The organism is Caballeronia sp. INML3B, assembly GCF_023631305.1.
In the GTDB taxonomy this organism is placed as follows: Bacteria; Pseudomonadota; Gammaproteobacteria; order Burkholderiales; family Burkholderiaceae; genus Caballeronia; species Caballeronia turbans.
Genome location: NZ_JALQDI010000077.1, coordinates 48,082 through 63,923, shown reverse-complemented (window position 1 = coordinate 63,923; position 15,842 = coordinate 48,082). Strand labels below are relative to the sequence as shown.

15 protein-coding genes are annotated in these 15,842 nt (G+C 61.2%); 8 read left to right on the top strand and 7 right to left on the bottom strand.

The annotated features are described in order from the left end of the window. Positions 1 to 225: 225 nt before the first annotated feature. The 7 genes from NCS58_RS31320 (at position 226) to NCS58_RS31290 (ending at position 6,022) form a co-directional block, all read left to right on the top strand. Complete coding sequence (locus NCS58_RS31320; protein WP_250478327.1) at positions 226 to 1,326, top strand: PHB depolymerase family esterase; 1,101 nt, start codon at positions 226 to 228, stop codon at positions 1,324 to 1,326. Positions 1,327 to 1,539: 213 nt separating this feature from the next. Next, positions 1,540 to 2,106 carry a TIGR01841 family phasin gene (gene phaP / locus NCS58_RS31315; protein WP_143756339.1) on the top strand — a complete coding sequence of 189 codons (567 nt, stop codon included), beginning with the start codon at positions 1,540 to 1,542 and terminating at the stop codon, positions 2,104 to 2,106. Positions 2,107 to 2,481: 375 nt separating this feature from the next. After that, the gene (locus NCS58_RS31310; RefSeq protein ID WP_250478326.1) at positions 2,482 to 3,198 is read left to right on the top strand and encodes a hypothetical protein; all 717 of its coding nucleotides are present in this window, start codon (positions 2,482 to 2,484) and stop codon (positions 3,196 to 3,198) included. A gap of 30 nt (positions 3,199 to 3,228) precedes the next feature. Beyond that, positions 3,229 to 3,705: a YsnF/AvaK domain-containing protein gene (locus NCS58_RS31305; RefSeq protein WP_250478325.1), complete on the top strand. Its 477-nt coding sequence runs from the start codon at positions 3,229 to 3,231 to the stop codon at positions 3,703 to 3,705. 52 nt (positions 3,706 to 3,757) lie between these two features. Continuing rightward, positions 3,758 to 4,660: a YsnF/AvaK domain-containing protein gene (locus tag NCS58_RS31300; protein WP_250478324.1), complete on the top strand. Its 903-nt coding sequence runs from the start codon at positions 3,758 to 3,760 to the stop codon at positions 4,658 to 4,660. A gap of 68 nt (positions 4,661 to 4,728) precedes the next feature. After that, a complete protein-coding gene (locus NCS58_RS31295) occupies positions 4,729 to 4,905 on the top strand; it encodes a hypothetical protein (RefSeq protein WP_250478323.1) in 177 nt (58 codons plus the stop codon). 241 nt (positions 4,906 to 5,146) lie between these two features. Beyond that, positions 5,147 to 6,022: a manganese catalase family protein gene (locus NCS58_RS31290; RefSeq protein WP_061118426.1), complete on the top strand. Its 876-nt coding sequence runs from the start codon at positions 5,147 to 5,149 to the stop codon at positions 6,020 to 6,022. A gap of 64 nt (positions 6,023 to 6,086) precedes the next feature. On the opposite strand, the gene NCS58_RS31285 is transcribed toward NCS58_RS31290, so the two are convergent. From NCS58_RS31285 to NCS58_RS31265, 5 genes are all read right to left on the bottom strand, one after another. Beyond that, positions 6,087 to 6,503 (bottom strand): response regulator, encoded by a 417-nt coding sequence (locus NCS58_RS31285; protein WP_250478322.1) that lies wholly within the window; start codon positions 6,501 to 6,503, stop codon positions 6,087 to 6,089. A gap of 175 nt (positions 6,504 to 6,678) precedes the next feature. Continuing rightward, positions 6,679 to 7,173, bottom strand: a complete 495-nt coding sequence (locus NCS58_RS31280; protein WP_061118424.1) for a ferritin-like domain-containing protein — start codon at positions 7,171 to 7,173, stop codon at positions 6,679 to 6,681. Between the two features lie 144 nt (positions 7,174 to 7,317). Next, on the bottom strand, positions 7,318 to 8,433 hold the full coding sequence (locus NCS58_RS31275; protein ID WP_250478321.1) for a PHB depolymerase family esterase: 1,116 nt from the start codon (positions 8,431 to 8,433) through the stop codon (positions 7,318 to 7,320). Positions 8,434 to 8,468: 35 nt separating this feature from the next. Then, on the bottom strand, positions 8,469 to 8,924 hold the full coding sequence (locus NCS58_RS31270; RefSeq protein ID WP_409241832.1) for a CopG family transcriptional regulator: 456 nt from the start codon (positions 8,922 to 8,924) through the stop codon (positions 8,469 to 8,471). A 67-nt stretch (positions 8,925 to 8,991) separates the two neighbouring features. After that, on the bottom strand, positions 8,992 to 9,900 hold the full coding sequence (locus tag NCS58_RS31265; protein ID WP_250478320.1) for a LysR family transcriptional regulator: 909 nt from the start codon (positions 9,898 to 9,900) through the stop codon (positions 8,992 to 8,994). A gap of 110 nt (positions 9,901 to 10,010) precedes the next feature. Between NCS58_RS31265 and metE the strand changes: the two genes are divergently transcribed. Further along, a complete protein-coding gene (metE, locus tag NCS58_RS31260) occupies positions 10,011 to 12,302 on the top strand; it encodes a 5-methyltetrahydropteroyltriglutamate--homocysteine S-methyltransferase (RefSeq protein WP_250478319.1) in 2,292 nt (763 codons plus the stop codon). Positions 12,303 to 12,339: 37 nt separating this feature from the next. On the opposite strand, the gene cobF is transcribed toward metE, so the two are convergent. Together cobF and acnB are read right to left on the bottom strand one after the other, a co-directional pair. Next, entirely contained in the window at positions 12,340 to 13,110 is a 771-nt protein-coding gene (cobF, locus tag NCS58_RS31255) for a precorrin-6A synthase (deacetylating) (protein ID WP_250478318.1), read from the bottom strand. A 146-nt stretch (positions 13,111 to 13,256) separates the two neighbouring features. Continuing rightward, entirely contained in the window at positions 13,257 to 15,842 is a 2,586-nt protein-coding gene (gene acnB / locus NCS58_RS31250; RefSeq protein ID WP_061118419.1) for a bifunctional aconitate hydratase 2/2-methylisocitrate dehydratase, read from the bottom strand.

The following is a 15,842-nucleotide window of genomic DNA, read 5'->3' as shown; positions in this document are numbered from 1 at the left end:
CCTTCGTGTTAAGGGTAAACGCGAGTACGATGATATCGAAGCGCACAATTACAAATCTTGATCAGCCGCACTAACCGCATCTGTTTTTCCCTGACTACCTTAATTTGCAGCGTTTGCCCCCGCCGGGAAATAGGCCATTTCGAGTTTCGCTGGCCGCCCGGTGACACGCCTGTATCCAATCCACGCTTGACACTTGCTTGTGTCATTTCTAAATAGAAGCGTCCAATGAAAAATTTCAACGTAGCAGCCGCAAGAAGCAATTTGAGCCATCCGCCCTTCGACAGCCAGTTACCCCCCAGATTAGGGTTATTCGTTTCGGCCGTTCCTAATGACGATTTCACCGAAGCATCGAATCTCGATTCGCACTCACCGAAATCAGGCAATAAAACCGAACGCGCGCTGCAACCGGGCCCGCAATGGCTCTCCGGCCGATTTTCCCACCCCACGGGCGTGCATGAATTCAAGGTCTACGTGCCATCGAGCTATGACGGCGCAGCCACATCGTTGATCGTCATGCTTCACGGCGCAGGCCAGGACGCCGACGACTTTGCGCTCGGCACCGAAATGAATCTCGCCGCTGAAAGCGGCGGTCATATCGTCGTGTATCCCGAGCAGGGAACCAGTGCCAATATGTTCCGATGCTGGAACTGGTTTCGGCCGGCGGATCAGCTCCGCGATTCCGGCGAAGCCTCCATCATCGCAGGCATCACGCGCGAGGTGATGGCATCTTACGAGATCGACCCGACGCGGGTTTTCATCGCCGGAATGTCGGCGGGTGCCGCGATGGCGGTCAATCTTGCGGTCACTCACCCCGATCTTTACGCGGCGGCTGGAATTCATTCCGGCCTGGCGTTCGGCGTCGCCGACGAAGCCTTTTCGGCGATGTCTGCAATGAGGATGGGCACCTGCGCGCCCCAGCTGAGCGCCGCGCGAGATGCGATAGGCGTGCGCCGCGCGGTGCCCCTTATCGTCTTTCATGGCGATCAGGACACTACGGTGCATCCGCAAAACGCCGAGGTCCTCATGCAGATGCATCGGAGCCTGATAGCCGGGACCGAGGACGCGCGCGCATCGGTTACGACCGAGCTTGGACAAGTGGAGCAAGGCTATCCCTATACCCGCAATACGTTTTGTCATGGCGGCGGCGAGGTTTTCGGCGAACAGTGGCTGATTCACGGGCTTGGGCACGCCTGGTCGGGCGGCGATTCCAACGCCACGCATACCGACGCCCGGGGACCGCACGCTGCGCGCGAGATGATGCGGTTCTTCGACGCCGTCGCCGACGCACGATATGCGGCTCAATCAGGTGGCGTGCTGGAAGATTAAATGGGTCGTTTATACCTGTTCCAAGTCATTCGGGGAATTATCGAAATGGGGCGGCGTAAAAAATACGAGCCGGGAATTTGATTCCGGGTTAACTGAAATAAGGCTTGACGCTCGAATTTAATGCTGTAGCATGAATTTCACTGTGCGGTGCAACAACAGATTTGCCGCGTTGCCTCGGATTCAAACCCTTTCTAAATTTCCACGGGATATTCCATGTTCATGATTTCTCCGCAACAAGTAGCAGCGTTTCAAAAAGCCAAATTCCAGGCCTGGATGAGCCTGACCGATAAATATATGGACGGTTTTCAAAAGCTGACGCAATTGAATGTGCAAACGGTCAGAACGCTCATTTCCGAAAACGAGGGTGCAGCTAATTTAACGCCTGAGAACGGGAACGACGTGAGCGAATGGCAATCGAATTTGCTCAAGCAGTTTCAGGAAAAATCGGCATCGTATAGTCGCCATTTTTATGCAATTGTCTCGGCGACCGGTGAGGATGTGGTGCGCGAGGCGCAAAGCCAGTTCGCTTCGTATGGCGGTCAAGTCAACGAGGTCTTAAAGACCGCGGTGGAAAACGCATCCGCGGCGTCCGAAAAGGCTGCTGCGGCTGTGGAGACAAACCTGAAGCAGGCGACCTCGGCATCGTTCGACGCCACAGCGAACGCGGCGGATTCACTCGCGAAGGAAACCCAATCGAATGTCTCGGCCGCGGGCAATGCCGTGAAGACCGGCGCCGATACCGCCATGCAGTCGGTGAACAAGCCGAATCAAAAGCATTGAATAGCTGGGTCTGCTCGTTTCAGCACGACCCATTGCAGCAACAAGGACCCGCTTTCGAGCGGGTTTTGTATGCCGAAGGCCGGTCGAGCACGCCCAGCGAACTTCGCGTGGCAGCCAGTCCAGCTCCTTGAAACTTCCCTCAGCTCGAACTCTTTCGAGCGCATCCGTCGCCGTAGCGTCCACGGGTAATTAGACCCATCGGCACTCATAGATTGAGTGGATATCGCTTAATTGCGCTCATCCGGGCAACGGAACGTGCGCATAAGGCCTCGCTCCATCCGCTTCGCCCCCTGGCCATAGCCGTTGCGCTACCAACCTCAGCACCACCTCCGAAAACTCAATGTTTTTCGGTTTCCTAACGATATGGATTCGAACATGCGCCTGCTCACTACACAAGACGGTCTTCCCCGCATCTCCTGGGGTGCCGTCATCGCCGGGGTCATCCTGTCCCTGATCGCTTACCTCGTTCTCACCGTGCTCGGAACGGCTATCGGAGCGTCGGTCCTGTCGCCGCTCACTCAGCCCGACCCCACGCGCGGCTTCGCGTTCGGTTCGGGCGCTTACATGATCGCGATGACGGTCATCGCTGTCTTCATCGGTTCGTACTTCGCCGGCCGTTGCGCGCCGGTGTTGGGCTGGCTTCACGGCCTCCTCGCCTGGGCGGTGATGATCATCGTGATGGCTTACGGTGCAACGTCGCTGGTCGGCAGCGCCGTCAACACCGCGGGCAATATTGCATCGACAGGCGCGACGGTGACCGCCGCCGCGAATCCGTCCGCCGCCAGTGGAACGATGATGGGTTCGCTCAAGGCTCAGGTTCAGGGCGCGGTGGCCTCGGCGACCGCCATGGCCTCCAGTCCTCAGGCTGAAGCCGATACGCGCCAGGCGGCCGACACGGCAGCGCGCGGCGTTGCCCGTGCCTCATGGTTCTCTTTCGCGGCACTCGTGGTCGGCGCGATCATCGCCCTTGTTTCGGGTGGCGCGGGCTTTCGTCATCAGCCGCGGTTCGAGGACGCCGGCGGTGCTGCCTACGAGGACGATAACGTCCGCTCGACTGACCGCACCGCACCGCGCAGCCGTCCTGCGCACTGAGCGACGCGCCTCGCGAACCGGAGCACGGACATGAGCAGTGACGCTGAACCTATGCGGGAACTCGCTAGCGACTCGGCTACGCTGACTGCTAGCGAGGAACGGCTAGCCCTTTCGGCCCACGAACAGGAAACCGGCGCGGTTCGCGTTCGCACCATCACCCATACCGAACTGCGTGAGCTTCCCGTTCTGCTGCACAGCACCGCCGTGCAGATGGAACGTGTTGCAGTCAATAAATTCGTCGATGCCGAGTTCGCTCCGCGCAAAGAGGGCGACACCTTGATCGTGCCCGTCTTCGAGTATGTGCCGGTGACCGAACTCCGGCTGATGCTCAGAGAAGAGCTGCGTATTACGACGGTCGTCTCCACCACGTCCGACGTCCACGTCGCCGAGGTGCAGCATCAGGAAGTCGTCGTAGAAAGACGAGTCGGATCAGCTGGAGACTGGATCGCGGACCCCGCGATACCGTCCTCAGGCGTGGGCGAGTCCGCTTCAAATCCCGCTGTATAGATTTCAATTTCTGGCCGGCCGTCAGGCTGCCAACATATATTCGGAGCTACATATGACTCAGGCAATCGTAGGTGTATTCGACTCGTTTCAGGATGCTGAGACCGCTGTCTCGCGCCTAGTCCAAGGCGGTCTCGACCGCGCCGACATGGAGGTGCACGCCACCGGGCAAGCAAACGTGCCCGGCGAGCGCACGGTGGTCGATACGCGCTCGTCGACCGCGACGACGGACGAAGTCGGCGTATTCGGCAAGATCGAACATTTCTTCAGCAATATGTTCGGCGCAGACGATCGGCCGGACGAGGTGGGCGACTATCAGGAAGCCGTCCGACGCGGCGGCGCATTGCTCACCGTCACGGTGGTCGATGAAGCGCACGTCGGACTGGTGCGCTCGACTCTGCATGAAGCGGGCGCCGTAGATATCGATGAACGCGTAGCGCAATGGAAGAGCAATGGCTATGCAGGCTTCGACTCCACCGCCAAGGCTTACACGCCGGATGAAGTTGCCGCGGATCGCAAAGCGTTCGCGGTGACGCGTGAATCGCTCGACGTGGGCAAGCGCGAAGTGGAGACCGGTGGCGTGCGCGTCTACTCCCGTGCCACGGAAACGCCTGTTTCCGAGACCGTGAATCTGCGCGAAGCCCACGCGACGATCGAGCGCCGGCCGGTGGATCGCGTCGCCACGGCCGCCGATCTGAAGGAAGGTTCGGTGGAAATTCGCGAGACGGCTGAGCATGCAGTGGTGGCCAAGACCGCACACGTCATCGAAGAGGTCGTCGTAGGCCGCGAGGCAACCGAACGCACGGAAACCATCAACGAAACCTTGCGCGGCACGGACGTCGAAGTCCAGCATGTCGGCGCCGGCACGGCCGGTCTCAAGACGGCGGAGCAAGAACGTCCGCCCGGCACGCAAAGCGCGGACGATGCGATCGTAAAGACGCCGACGAAATCCGTGTAAGTGAAAACCGGGGCGATTGCCGGGCGTCTCTGAATGGCGCTCGCCCTGGCTCTTGTGAGGGACATTCCATGAAAAATCCCTGGACGAAAAAGAATCCGTTCATGAGCATGTGGTTGAGCGGTGCGAACACGGTGATCGGCTCGGCGCGCGGTCGTGCGAATGCCGCAGCGAAACGCGGCGTGGTCGATTTCTGGACCGCGGCGCTCACACCTGCCAAAGCAAAAAAGCGCAAAGCAAAGCGTTAGCCCACTTGCGGTGCCGCCTCTCAACGCGAGATGCAGGCACCCGTCTTATCGACACCCGATAACTGAAACTAACCACGCCAAAGCGATTTTCGCTTTGAGAACTGAGCGCCTTCATCAGAAGGCGTGCCGCGTCAATTCTGGCGCGGGACTGCTCGGCGAAATATCGTCATTGGCGAGAGCGTCCGATAAATACGGGACGTCTCGTGCACATGGCGAAGACTCTTCTTCAAAGGAAAACGTCGTGTTCATTCACAACAAGCGCCTCCAATACACCGTGCGCGTCGCAGCGCCCAATCCCGGTCTCGCTAACCTGTTGCTCGAACAGTTCGGGGGACCGCAAGGCGAACTCGCCGCTGCATGCCGATACTTCACGCAGGCCGTGGGCGAGGACGATCCGGGTCGCAAGGATCTGCTGTTCGATATCGCGACCGAAGAACTGAGCCATCTGGAAATCATCGGCTCGATTATCGCGATGCTGAATAAGGGTGCGAAAGGCCAGCTAGCCGAGGCGGTCGAGAGCGAGGCAGAACTCTATCGCTCGATGACAGGCGGCGGCAACGATTCGCACACCACATCCCTGCTTTATGGCGGCGGACCTGCCTTGATCAACTCGGCCGGCACGCCGTGGACGGCCGCGTACGTCGATACGATCGGCGAACCCACTGCCGACCTGCGTTCCAACATCGCGGCCGAAGCGCGCGCGAAGATCGTTTATGAGCGGCTCATCAACGTGACGGACGATTCGGGCATTCGCGACACGCTCGGCTTTTTGATGACGCGAGAGATCGCGCATCAGAAATCATTCGAAAAAGCCCTTCATTCGATACAGCCGAACTTTCCGCAAGGCAAGCTTCCCGGCTTCCCGGAATTCGCGGGCGTCTACTACAAGATGTCGCAGGGCGACGCGGCAGTCACGCGTGGCCCGTGGAACGACGGACCGGAGTGGACGTTTGTCGGCGATCCCCAACCCGCAGTGGATGGCGGCGATGGATTGGCGACGGTAACGGTGACGCCGGCGGATGTCGAAACGCTGCAAGCCATGGCTGCACGCACGGCGTCCGATCCCAGCAGCGACCCGGTCACGGGTGCTGAACTCGGAGCAGGCCAAGCTGCGTGATCGGGTTGGTGTAACAGCAATGCAAAAGCGGCCCGAGGATGGGCCGCTTTTTTTGCATTGGCTGTCAGGCCTTGCCATCGACTGGCGGAAAGTGCCTGATCGACTTGTCAAGATGAAAGTCGAGCGTTCGCAGAAGCGCTTCGAACTGAACAGGCTTTGTGAAGTGATAGTTGAATCCCGCTTGAATAGAGGCCAATCGATCCGCAAGAGAGTCCAAAGCCGTCAGCGCGATCAGCAAGGGGGGCGCTTTTGAAGCCACGGTCCGAACGTTCCGTGCGACCGTGCGCCCGTCCATGACCGGCATTTCTATATCGAGCAACGCGATATCGGGCTGCCAACTCAGGATGACTGTCAGTGCGGAATATCCATCGATCGCGGTGCGAACTTCGAATCCCTCGAGCACCAGTGCGTCTGCGCAAGCCTGAAGCGTCACGCTATCGTCGTCGGCCAGGAGTAGCCGGGCTCCTGTGTGTGTGCGCATTGTCTTCTCCAGGATGTCAGGAACATCACGCGCACTTGGCATTCCCGATCGGACGAGACTGCCGAATGAACCAAACCGCAGCGTCCCACTACGTTCTGACTGGTTTGGAAGCCTTCAAACGGGGCCGCGGAGCGGGCGCGAGCGAACCCCGCGCCCGACCGCCTTCTCGTAATCGTTATTTCCCGACCTCTGCTTCCGAAAGCTCTTGTTTGGCCAGCATTGTCAGCTTGGTGTCGGTGGCCTTTTCTTCTTCGAGCGTCTCCAGCAGCAGATTCATCCCCTGCTCGTAGCCCAGTTTCTTCGCGAGGGTCGCGAGCGTCCCGTACGTCGCGATCTCGTAGTGCTCGACTTTCTGCGCTGCTGCGATCAACGCGGCATCGAGAATCGGCCCCTTTTCGATCTCTTCGATCTGTTCTTGTCCTTCTTCGACGAGGCCTTCCATCGCGACGCACTTCACGCGCTTGAGTTTGATGTCGCAAGCCTCGACGACCTGGTCGATTCGCTCGACCTGACCTTGCGTTTCTTCAAGATGCGTCGTGAAAGCGGCGGCAAGTTCGGGATGGGTTGCGGCGCGCGCCAGCTTAGGCAGCGCCTTGGTCAATTGCTTTTCGGCGCTGTACACGTCGGAAAGGGCGTGGATGAACAGATCATTCAAGGTCTTGGCAGCCATGGGATTCTCCTGGAATAGGCGGATGTGCGGTGCACCCTGTCTCACCGCAATCGCCATGCCGTCGGATACCCAATGCCAACATTCACTACCGTCGCGCCGGGTATCGACATTCGATCCCGGCTGCGGTGTCAGTGCCCCGTGCGCTCAATGACCGCGCGGATGAGCAAGGAAGAAGCGCATCATTTCCGCGCTGGCGTCCGGCCCGGACGGATCGGTATAAGAACCGCGCGGGCTGCCGCCCGACCATGCGTGCGGTGCGCCATGGATGGTCCAAAGCTCCGCAGGCACGCCGTCTGACGACTTCAGATGGGCGACCGTATGCTTGCGCGCGCTTGCCGCCCCGGCTGACGGCTGGCTGGCCGCGGAGGCGTTCACGCTGAATCCGCGAACGAGGTCCCGACCGTTGGCCGGATGCACGGTCGTATCCGCATCGCCGTGAAACACGATGAGCGGGCACTTGGGCGCGTCCGCCGCGCGCGACTGTGCGCGGCCTTTGCCGCCACGCATCGCGGCGAGCGCGGACGGCAAATCGTGCGCGCTCGCGACAGGAAGACCCGAATGCACGCCTGCCGCAGCGTATAGATCGGGATAGCGTTGCGCCATGATTGCCGCCATCGCCCCGCCTGCCGACAAGCCGGCGATATACACGCGCTTCGAATCCACGTTGTGGCTTGCCATCACCTCGCGCGTGATGCCAGCGATCAGCGAAGGCTCGCCGCTCTCGCGGTTTTGATCGGCGGGCTTGAACCAGTTCCAGCATTTCGACGGATTCGCGCCCTGCGGTTGAATCGGATAGACGACGATGCAATCGTGTCGCTCGGCCAGCGCGTTCATCTGCGTGCCGGCGGCGAAGTCGTCTGCATCCTGTGTGCAGCCGTGCAGCATGACGATGAGCGGCAGCGGCTCATTGCGATAACCGCTCGGCACGTAGAGCTTGTAATTGCGCTGGCCTGCGGCGCCGGAGTAGCTGCGCGTGCTGAAATGCCCGCGATCTTCGACTTCGGGCTTGCTTGTGTGCGGCCTGGCACGGCCGAACTTTTGCAGGATGTCGGCGATGTGCGACGCCCTTGATTCTTCCTTCGCATCCCGCGCTGCGGGTGCTGCTGGTGCTGCGGACGCAGCCGGTGCTTCGGGCGCCGCGCTTGCCGGCGCGCCGCGCAAGGCGCGCTGAATCACCTCCGTCGCTGCGACGGGATCGCTCTCGCGAAAGTGCGCAAACGCTGCCTTCATCGAGTCCAGAAAACCTTCATTGAGTTTCATCTTATTTACCGTGTGTATGTTGTTCGATGCGGGCATTAGCGGATTCGATCCGCCAGCGCGGCCTTGACAGCCGCCGATGCATGCAATGCACCGCGCACCAGAATCGAGTCGATCGTTGCGAGGGCGAGTTCGGGCGATACGTCGTTGGCGATGCTGGCCAATCCGAGAACCTGGATATTGAGCCGCTCGTTCGCCGCGCGCACCGCTTCGAGATCCCGCCGGGAGAAGTACTGGAGGCCCAGCACCAGTTCGCGTCGCGTCACCGTTTCCTTGACGACCAGCGCGTGAACCGATAACTGGTTACGGATCGCCGTTCGGATCAGATCCGTCCGGTTCGAATAAAAGCCTTCTTCCACGAGCAGGTCGATCTGACCCAGGTCGACAGGACCTAGGTTGATCGTAATTTTTTCCGTTTCGCCGCCTCGGGAGCGTCCGGCGTCAAAACCTTCCTGTTTCGCCATATCCGTGATTTCCTTCCTGTTGCCATCCATATGGATGGTTATAGGCTGGTTAACGGGTGCGGTCAACTGTTATTTGCTCGTGCCTTCGGGCTCACCGTCACGCGCGGGCGCGCGACTGCGCCCAATCCGCCTCGCGCGCCAACGCGATGAATGCCGCCAGATAGTCGATAGACCGATCGGCCTCGCGCACGCCGAGGTAGATCTTTTTCGCGATGCCCTTCTTGCCGAGCTTGACCGGCGTGATCGGCATGCGGTCCGCATATTCTTCGGCGAGCCAGCGGGGCAACGCCGCCACGCCCCGCCCGCTTGCCACCATCTGCATCATGATGTCCGTGGTTTCGATCACCTTGTGACGTCTCGGCACCACATTTGCCGGCGTCAGAAACCGCGTGTAGATGTCCAGCCGATCCGTTTCGACCGGATAGGTGATGAGCACGTCGGACGCAAGCTGCTCAGGCATGACATAGTCCGCGCAAGCCAGCGCATGGTTTTCGGCCACGACCAGCACCTGCTCATAATCGAATACGGGTGAGAATTTCAATCCGTCCTTCCTGAGCGGGTCGGGCGTGACGAGCACGTCGATGTCGAAGGCGAAAAGCGCGCCGATGCCGCCGAACTGAAACCGCTGCTTCACGTCCACATCGACATCGGGCCAGCGGGCGAGATAAGGCGACACGACCTTCAGCAGCCACTGATAACACGGATGACATTCCATCCCGATGCGCAACGTGCCGCGCTCGCCCTGCGCATACTGCTTCATGCGCACTTCGGCCTGCTCGAACTGCGGCAACATGCGGTTGGCAAGGCCCAGCAGATAATGCCCCGCCTGCGTGAGCCGCATGCTGCGGCCCTCGCGCGTCCAGACCGGCGTGCCCAGTTGCTGCTCCAGCTTCTTGACCGTGTGACTCAAAGCGGACTGCGTGAGATTCAGCACGTCGGCTGCGGCGGTCAGCGAGCCCTGCTTTTCGACTTCCCGCACGACCATCAGATGGCTGCGTTCCAGCATCGCCGCTCCATGAAGAAAGTTAATCGAAGTATGAAAACAATCCATTTTTATTCATACGTCAAAAATTCTATCATCGGCAACGATCTATTCTTTACGGACGACATCGCACGATGGTCACGACACATAACCTGGGATTCCCGCGCATTGGCGCGAAGCGTGAACTGAAGTTCGCACTCGAAAAGTACTGGAAAGGCGAATCGTCGCGGGATGCGCTGAAGGCCGAAGGCGCCGGGCTCCGCGCGCGCCACTGGAAGGACCAGGCGCATCTGAACCATGTGCCCGTCGGCGACTTTGCGTTCTATGACCAGGTGCTCGATATGAGCTTCACGCTCGGCAACCTGCCGGCGCGCGTGCGTGGTTTTCACGGCGATGCGCTGGACAACGCGTTCCGCGTCGCGCGCGGCCGGTCGGCGCAGGACGCGCAAGACCACGCCGCATGTTGCGGCGGCGTCGCGGCTGGCGAGATGACCAAGTGGTTCGACACGAACTATCACTACATCGTGCCGGAGTTCGAAGCGGACACGCAGTTCCGGCTCGACGCGTCGCGCCTCATCGAACAACTCGGCGAAGCGCGCGCTCAGGGCGTGAATCCGAAGCCCGTCATCATCGGCCCGGTGACGTATCTGTGGCTCGGCAAGGCGAAGGATGACAGCGACAAGCTCGCGCTGCTGCCGCGCATTCTGCCGGTATATGCCGCGCTGCTCGATCACTTCGCGGCGCAAGGCGTCGACTGGGTGCAGATCGACGAACCGGCGCTCGTCACCGAACTGGATGCGAAATGGCGCGATGCGTTCGTCACCGCCTACGATGCGCTGTCGGCGCGACGTGTGCGCCTGTTGCTCGCAACGTACTTCGGGCAATTGCAGGACAACCTCCCGCTCGCATGCAAGCTGCCGGTCGACGGCCTGCATATCGATGCGATCAACGCGCGTGATGAGATCGATGAAGTCGTGAGGCACCTGCCCGAGACCGCGATCGTGTCCATTGGCGCGATCAACGGCCGCAACATCTGGAAGAGCGACCTCGATGCGACGCTCGATTGGCTGGAGCCTTTGCATCGGCAACTCGGTGAACGCCTCTGGATCGCGCCGTCGTGCTCCCTGCTGCATGTGCCGGTCGATCTGAACAGCGAAGTCACGCTCGACGCCGACATCAGATCATGGCTCGCCTTCGCGCTGCAAAAGCTCGATGAGTTGAACGTGCTGGCCCGCGCGCTGAACCACGGCCGCGGCTCGGTCGCCGATGCGCTCGCGGCGAACGCCGCCGCGATCGAGCGCCGTCGAAAGTCGCCGCGCGTGAATAATCCCGCGGTCAAGGCCGCGATCGCGAAGATCGACGCAGCCCTCGGCAAGCGTCAGAGCGCCTACGAGCAGCGCGCGAAGAAGCAGGCAGCCATCCTCGGCCTGCCCGCCTTTCCCACGACGACCATCGGCTCGTTTCCGCAGACGGGCGAGATCCGCCGCGCGCGCAGCCGGTTCAAGGCGGGAGCACTCGATCACGCCGGCTACCAGGCCGCGATGGAGCGTGAGATCACGCGCGCCGTGAAGGAACAGGAAGCGCTCGGTCTCGATGTGCTCGTGCACGGCGAAGCCGAACGCAACGACATGGTCGAATACTTCGGCGAGCAGCTCGATGGCTACGCGTTCAGCCAGTTCGGCTGGGTGCAATCGTATGGCTCGCGCTGCGTGAAGCCGCCGATTCTCTTCGGCGACATCAGCCGACCGAAGGCGATGACCGTCGAGTGGATCGGGTACGCCGCATCGCAGACGAACAAGCCGATGAAGGGCATGCTCACCGGTCCGGTGACGATCCTCAACTGGTCCTTCGTGCGCGACGATCAACCGCGCTCGGTGTCGTGTCAGCAACTCGCGCTCGCGATTCGCGAGGAGGTGCTCGATCTCGAGAAGGCTGGCGTGCGCGTCATCCAGATCGACGAGGCCGCGCTGCGCGAAGGCCTGCCGCTGCGCCGCTCGCAGTGGAACGAGTACTTGCGCTGGGCGGTCGAGTCGTTTCGTATCACGGCCAACGGCGTGCGCGACGAGACGCAGATCCACACGCACATGTGCTATTCGGAGTTCAACGACATCATCGCGTCGATCGCGGAGATGGATGCCGATGTCATCACCATCGAAACATCGCGCTCCGACATGGAACTGCTCGACGCGTTCAATGACTTCGAATATCCGAACCAGATCGGGCCGGGCGTGTACGACATTCATTCGCCGAACATCCCGAGCGAGACGCACATCGTCGATCTGATGAAGAAGGCGGCGGAGCGCATCCCCGCCGAGCGCTTGTGGGTGAATCCCGATTGCGGCCTGAAGACGCGTCAGTGGGATGAAGTCATTCCCGCGCAGAAGAACATGGTCGCGGCCGCACGAAGCCTGCGGCAGGGCGCCTGATCGTCCGACGCGGATCGAACTTCACTGCTGTTTTCGTTCAGTTTTTCGGCTGCGTTCGTCGCTTGAGGAGATACGTGTCCATGATCCAGCCGTTGCGTGCGCGTGCCTCGGCGCGCACGCGTTCGATGTCGTCCATCACTTCGCGCAGCCGGCCCGCTATGAGAATCTCGTCATCGGTGCCCACGTAGGCGCCCCAGAATATATCGAGATCCTCATCCGCGACCTGTCGAAACGCATTCTGCGCGTCGAGCATCACGACGACGCTATCGACATTCTTAGGAAAACCTTCGGCGATGCCTCTGCCGTTCGTGATCTCGACTGCGCGCCCGATCGTGTTGAGCGCGACACGATGTTTCGCCGCGAGCGCCTGAACGCTGCTGATGCCCGGAATGACCTCATACTCGAACCGATGCCGTCCGCTGCCGGCGATGGCTTCGACGATGCGCATCGTGCTGTCGTAGAGCGACGGGTCGCCCCAGACGAGAAATGCGCCGCATTCGCCGTCACGCAGTTCTTCCTCGATCAGGCGCTCGAACACGATCTGCTTCTCGTGATTCAGCGTTTCGACTGCATCGACATAGCTCGCGACGTCCCGCTGACGCTCGGGGCTCGTTGCCTCGACGATGCGATAGCCCCGCTCCTTGACGTATCGCTCGATGATTTCCTTGCGCACCTGGACGAGCTTCGCCTTCGATACGCCCTTGTCCATCACGAAGAACACGTCGGCCCGGTTCATCGCATTGATCGCCTGAACGGTGACGTATTCCGGATCGCCTGCGCCAATTCCGATGATGAGGATTTTCTTCACTGATTGCTCCAGGTTGCCGTGTATCCGCAAGAACTCCAACGGTACTCATGTGATGCGAGGCGCGTCAATCTCCTCGTCCCGAAAAGAAGAACGGCGCCGCAGGCTTCAGCCCGCGGCGCCGTTGCGTGGCGCTACGACAAGAACACTTACACGTTCACGGTGTCGGCCACTTCCTTGAAGTCCTCGATCTGATCGAAGTTCATGTACTTGTAGATCTTGTCGCCGTCCGCGCTGAGCACGCCCATGTCGGCCATGTACTCGTCCCTGGTCGGGATCTTGCCTAGGCGCGAGCAGATCGCCGCAAGTTCCGCCGAGCCGAGGTACACGTTCGTGTTCTTGCCCAGACGATTCGGGAAGTTACGGGTGGAGGTCGACATGACCGTCGCGCCTTCGCGCACCTGTGCCTGGTTGCCCATGCACAGCGAGCAGCCCGGCATTTCGGTACGCGCACCGGCGGTGCCGAAAACACCGTAGTGGCCTTCCTCGGTCAATTGCTTCTGGTCCATCTTGGTCGGCGGAGCCACCCACAGCTTGACCGGGATGTCGCGCTTGCCTTCCAGCAGCTTCGACGCGGCGCGGAAGTGACCGATGTTCGTCATGCACGAACCGATGAACACTTCGTCGATCTTGGCGCCGGCGACTTCCGACAGCGTCTTCACGTCGTCCGGATCGTTCGGGCAGGCCACGATCGGCTCGTGGATGTCGGCCAGATCGATCTCGATGACGGCTGCATACTCGGCGTCGGCATCCGGCGAAAGCAGTTGCGGATCGGCCAGCCACTGCTCCATTGCGGTGATGCGGCGCTGCAGGCTGCGCGGGTCCTGGTAGCCCTGGGCGATCATCCACTTCAGCAGCGTGACGTTGCTGTTGAGATATTCGATGATCGGTTCCTTGTTCAGGTGCACCGTGCAACCGGCGGCCGAACGCTCGGCGGACGCATCCGACAATTCGAACGCTTGTTCGACCTTCAGCTCGGGCAGACCTTCGATTTCGAGGATGCGGCCCGAGAAGATGTTCTTCTTGCCCTGCTTCGCAACCGTCAACATGCCTTGCTTGATGGCGTACAGCGGAATGGCGTTGACGAGGTCGCGCAGGGTCACGCCCGGCTGCATCTTGCCCTTGAAGCGGACGAGCACCGATTCAGGCATATCGAGCGGCATCGTGCCGGTGGCCGCCGCAAAGGCGACCAGGCCCGAACCGGCGGGGAAGCTGATGCCGATCGGAAAGCGGGTGTGGGAGTCGCCGCCCGTGCCCACGGTGTCGGGCAGCAGCATGCGGTTCAGCCACGAGTGGATCACGCCGTCGCCCGGACGCAGCGCGATGCCGCCACGGGTGCTGATGAAGTTCGGCAGCGTCTGGTGCGTCTTCACGTCCACCGGCTTCGGATAGGCGGCGGTGTGGCAGAAGGACTGCATGACGAGGTCGGCCGAAAAGCCCAGGCACGCCAGATCCTTGAGTTCGTCGCGCGTCATGGGGCCCGTGGTGTCCTGCGAGCCGACCGAGGTCATCTTCGGTTCGCAGTACGTGCCCGGCCGGACGCCCTGGCCTTCCGGCAGGCCGCAGGCGCGGCCGACCATCTTCTGGGCGAGCGAGAAGCCCCGGCCGCTGTCGGCGGGCTGCTGCGGCAGGCGGAACAGGGTCGATGCGGGCAGACCCAGCGCTTCTCGTGCCTTGGCCGTCAGTCCGCGACCGATGATCAGAGGAATGCGGCCGCCGGCGCGCACTTCGTCGAACAGGACTTCGGACTTGACCTGAAACTCCGCGATCACTTCGCCGTTCTTGAGCGCCTTGCCTTCGTACGGGCGCAGTTCGACCACGTCGCCCATTTCCATCTTCGACACGTCGAGCTCGATCGGCAGGGCGCCGGCGTCTTCCATCGTGTTGTAGAAGATCGGGGCGATCTTGCCGCCCAGACACACGCCGCCAAAGCGCTTGTTGGGGACGAAGGGAATGTCTTCACCGGTGAACCACAGCACCGAGTTGGTGGCCGACTTGCGCGAGGAGCCGGTACCCACCACGTCGCCCACGTATGCGACCAGATGGCCCTTTTCCTTCAGTGACTCGATGAACTTGACCGGGCCACGCTTGCCGTCTTCTTCCGGGGTGATGCCGGGACGGGCGTTCTTCAGCATGGCCAGCGCGTGCATCGGAATGTCCGGGCGGGTGGTCGCATCCGGGGCCGGCGACAGGTCGTCGGTGTTGGTTTCGCCCGTCACCTTGAAGACGGTGATGGTCAGGCTTTGCGGCACTTCCGGGCGGCTGGTGAACCACTCGGCGTCGGCCCAGCTTCGAATCACGGCGCGGGCGTTGGCGTTGCCCTTGTCGGCCAGTTCCTTGACGTCATGGAACTGATCGAACATCAGCAGGGTGTTCTTCAGCGCATCGGCGGCCACGACGCCCACTTCGGCATCGGACAGCAATTCGATCAGCGGCTGGATGTTGTAGCCGCCCAGCATCGTGCCGAGCAGCTCGGTGGCGCGGGCGCGCGAGATCAGCGCGCAGGCCGTTTGACCCTTGGCCACGGCGGCCAGGAAGCCCGCCTTCACACGGGCGGCTTCGTCCACGCCGGCGGGCACACGGTGGGTAATCAGATCGACCAGGATCTGCTCTTCGCCGGCGGGCGGGTTCGTCAGCAATTCGACCAGTTCGGCGGTTTGCTGGGCGGTCAGCGGCAGAGGAGGAATGCCGAGCGCTGCGCGTGCGGCTACGTGAGCACGAAAATTTTCAAGCAT

Excerpts from the sequence above, each read along its gene's own strand:
- NCS58_RS31320 (WP_250478327.1), top strand. The coding sequence starts at position 226 with ATGAAAAATTTCAACGTAGCAGCCGCAAGAAGCAATTTGAGCCATCCG.
- phaP (WP_143756339.1), top strand. The coding sequence starts at position 1,540 with ATGTTCATGATTTCTCCGCAACAAGTAGCAGCGTTTCAAAAAGCCAAA.
- NCS58_RS31310 (WP_250478326.1), top strand. The coding sequence starts at position 2,482 with ATGCGCCTGCTCACTACACAAGACGGTCTTCCCCGCATCTCCTGGGGT.
- NCS58_RS31305 (WP_250478325.1), top strand. The coding sequence starts at position 3,229 with ATGAGCAGTGACGCTGAACCTATGCGGGAACTCGCTAGCGACTCGGCT.
- NCS58_RS31300 (WP_250478324.1), top strand. The coding sequence starts at position 3,758 with ATGACTCAGGCAATCGTAGGTGTATTCGACTCGTTTCAGGATGCTGAG.
- NCS58_RS31295 (WP_250478323.1), top strand. The coding sequence starts at position 4,729 with ATGAAAAATCCCTGGACGAAAAAGAATCCGTTCATGAGCATGTGGTTG.
- NCS58_RS31285 (WP_250478322.1), bottom strand. The coding sequence starts at position 6,503 with ATGCGCACACACACAGGAGCCCGGCTACTCCTGGCCGACGACGATAGC.
- NCS58_RS31280 (WP_061118424.1), bottom strand. The coding sequence starts at position 7,173 with ATGGCTGCCAAGACCTTGAATGATCTGTTCATCCACGCCCTTTCCGAC.
- NCS58_RS31275 (WP_250478321.1), bottom strand. The coding sequence starts at position 8,433 with ATGAAACTCAATGAAGGTTTTCTGGACTCGATGAAGGCAGCGTTTGCG.
- NCS58_RS31270 (WP_409241832.1), bottom strand. The coding sequence starts at position 8,924 with ATGGATGGCAACAGGAAGGAAATCACGGATATGGCGAAACAGGAAGGT.
- NCS58_RS31265 (WP_250478320.1), bottom strand. The coding sequence starts at position 9,900 with ATGCTGGAACGCAGCCATCTGATGGTCGTGCGGGAAGTCGAAAAGCAG.
- metE (WP_250478319.1), top strand. The coding sequence starts at position 10,011 with ATGGTCACGACACATAACCTGGGATTCCCGCGCATTGGCGCGAAGCGT.
- acnB (WP_061118419.1), bottom strand. The coding sequence starts at position 15,842 with ATGCTTGAAAATTTTCGTGCTCACGTAGCCGCACGCGCAGCGCTCGGC.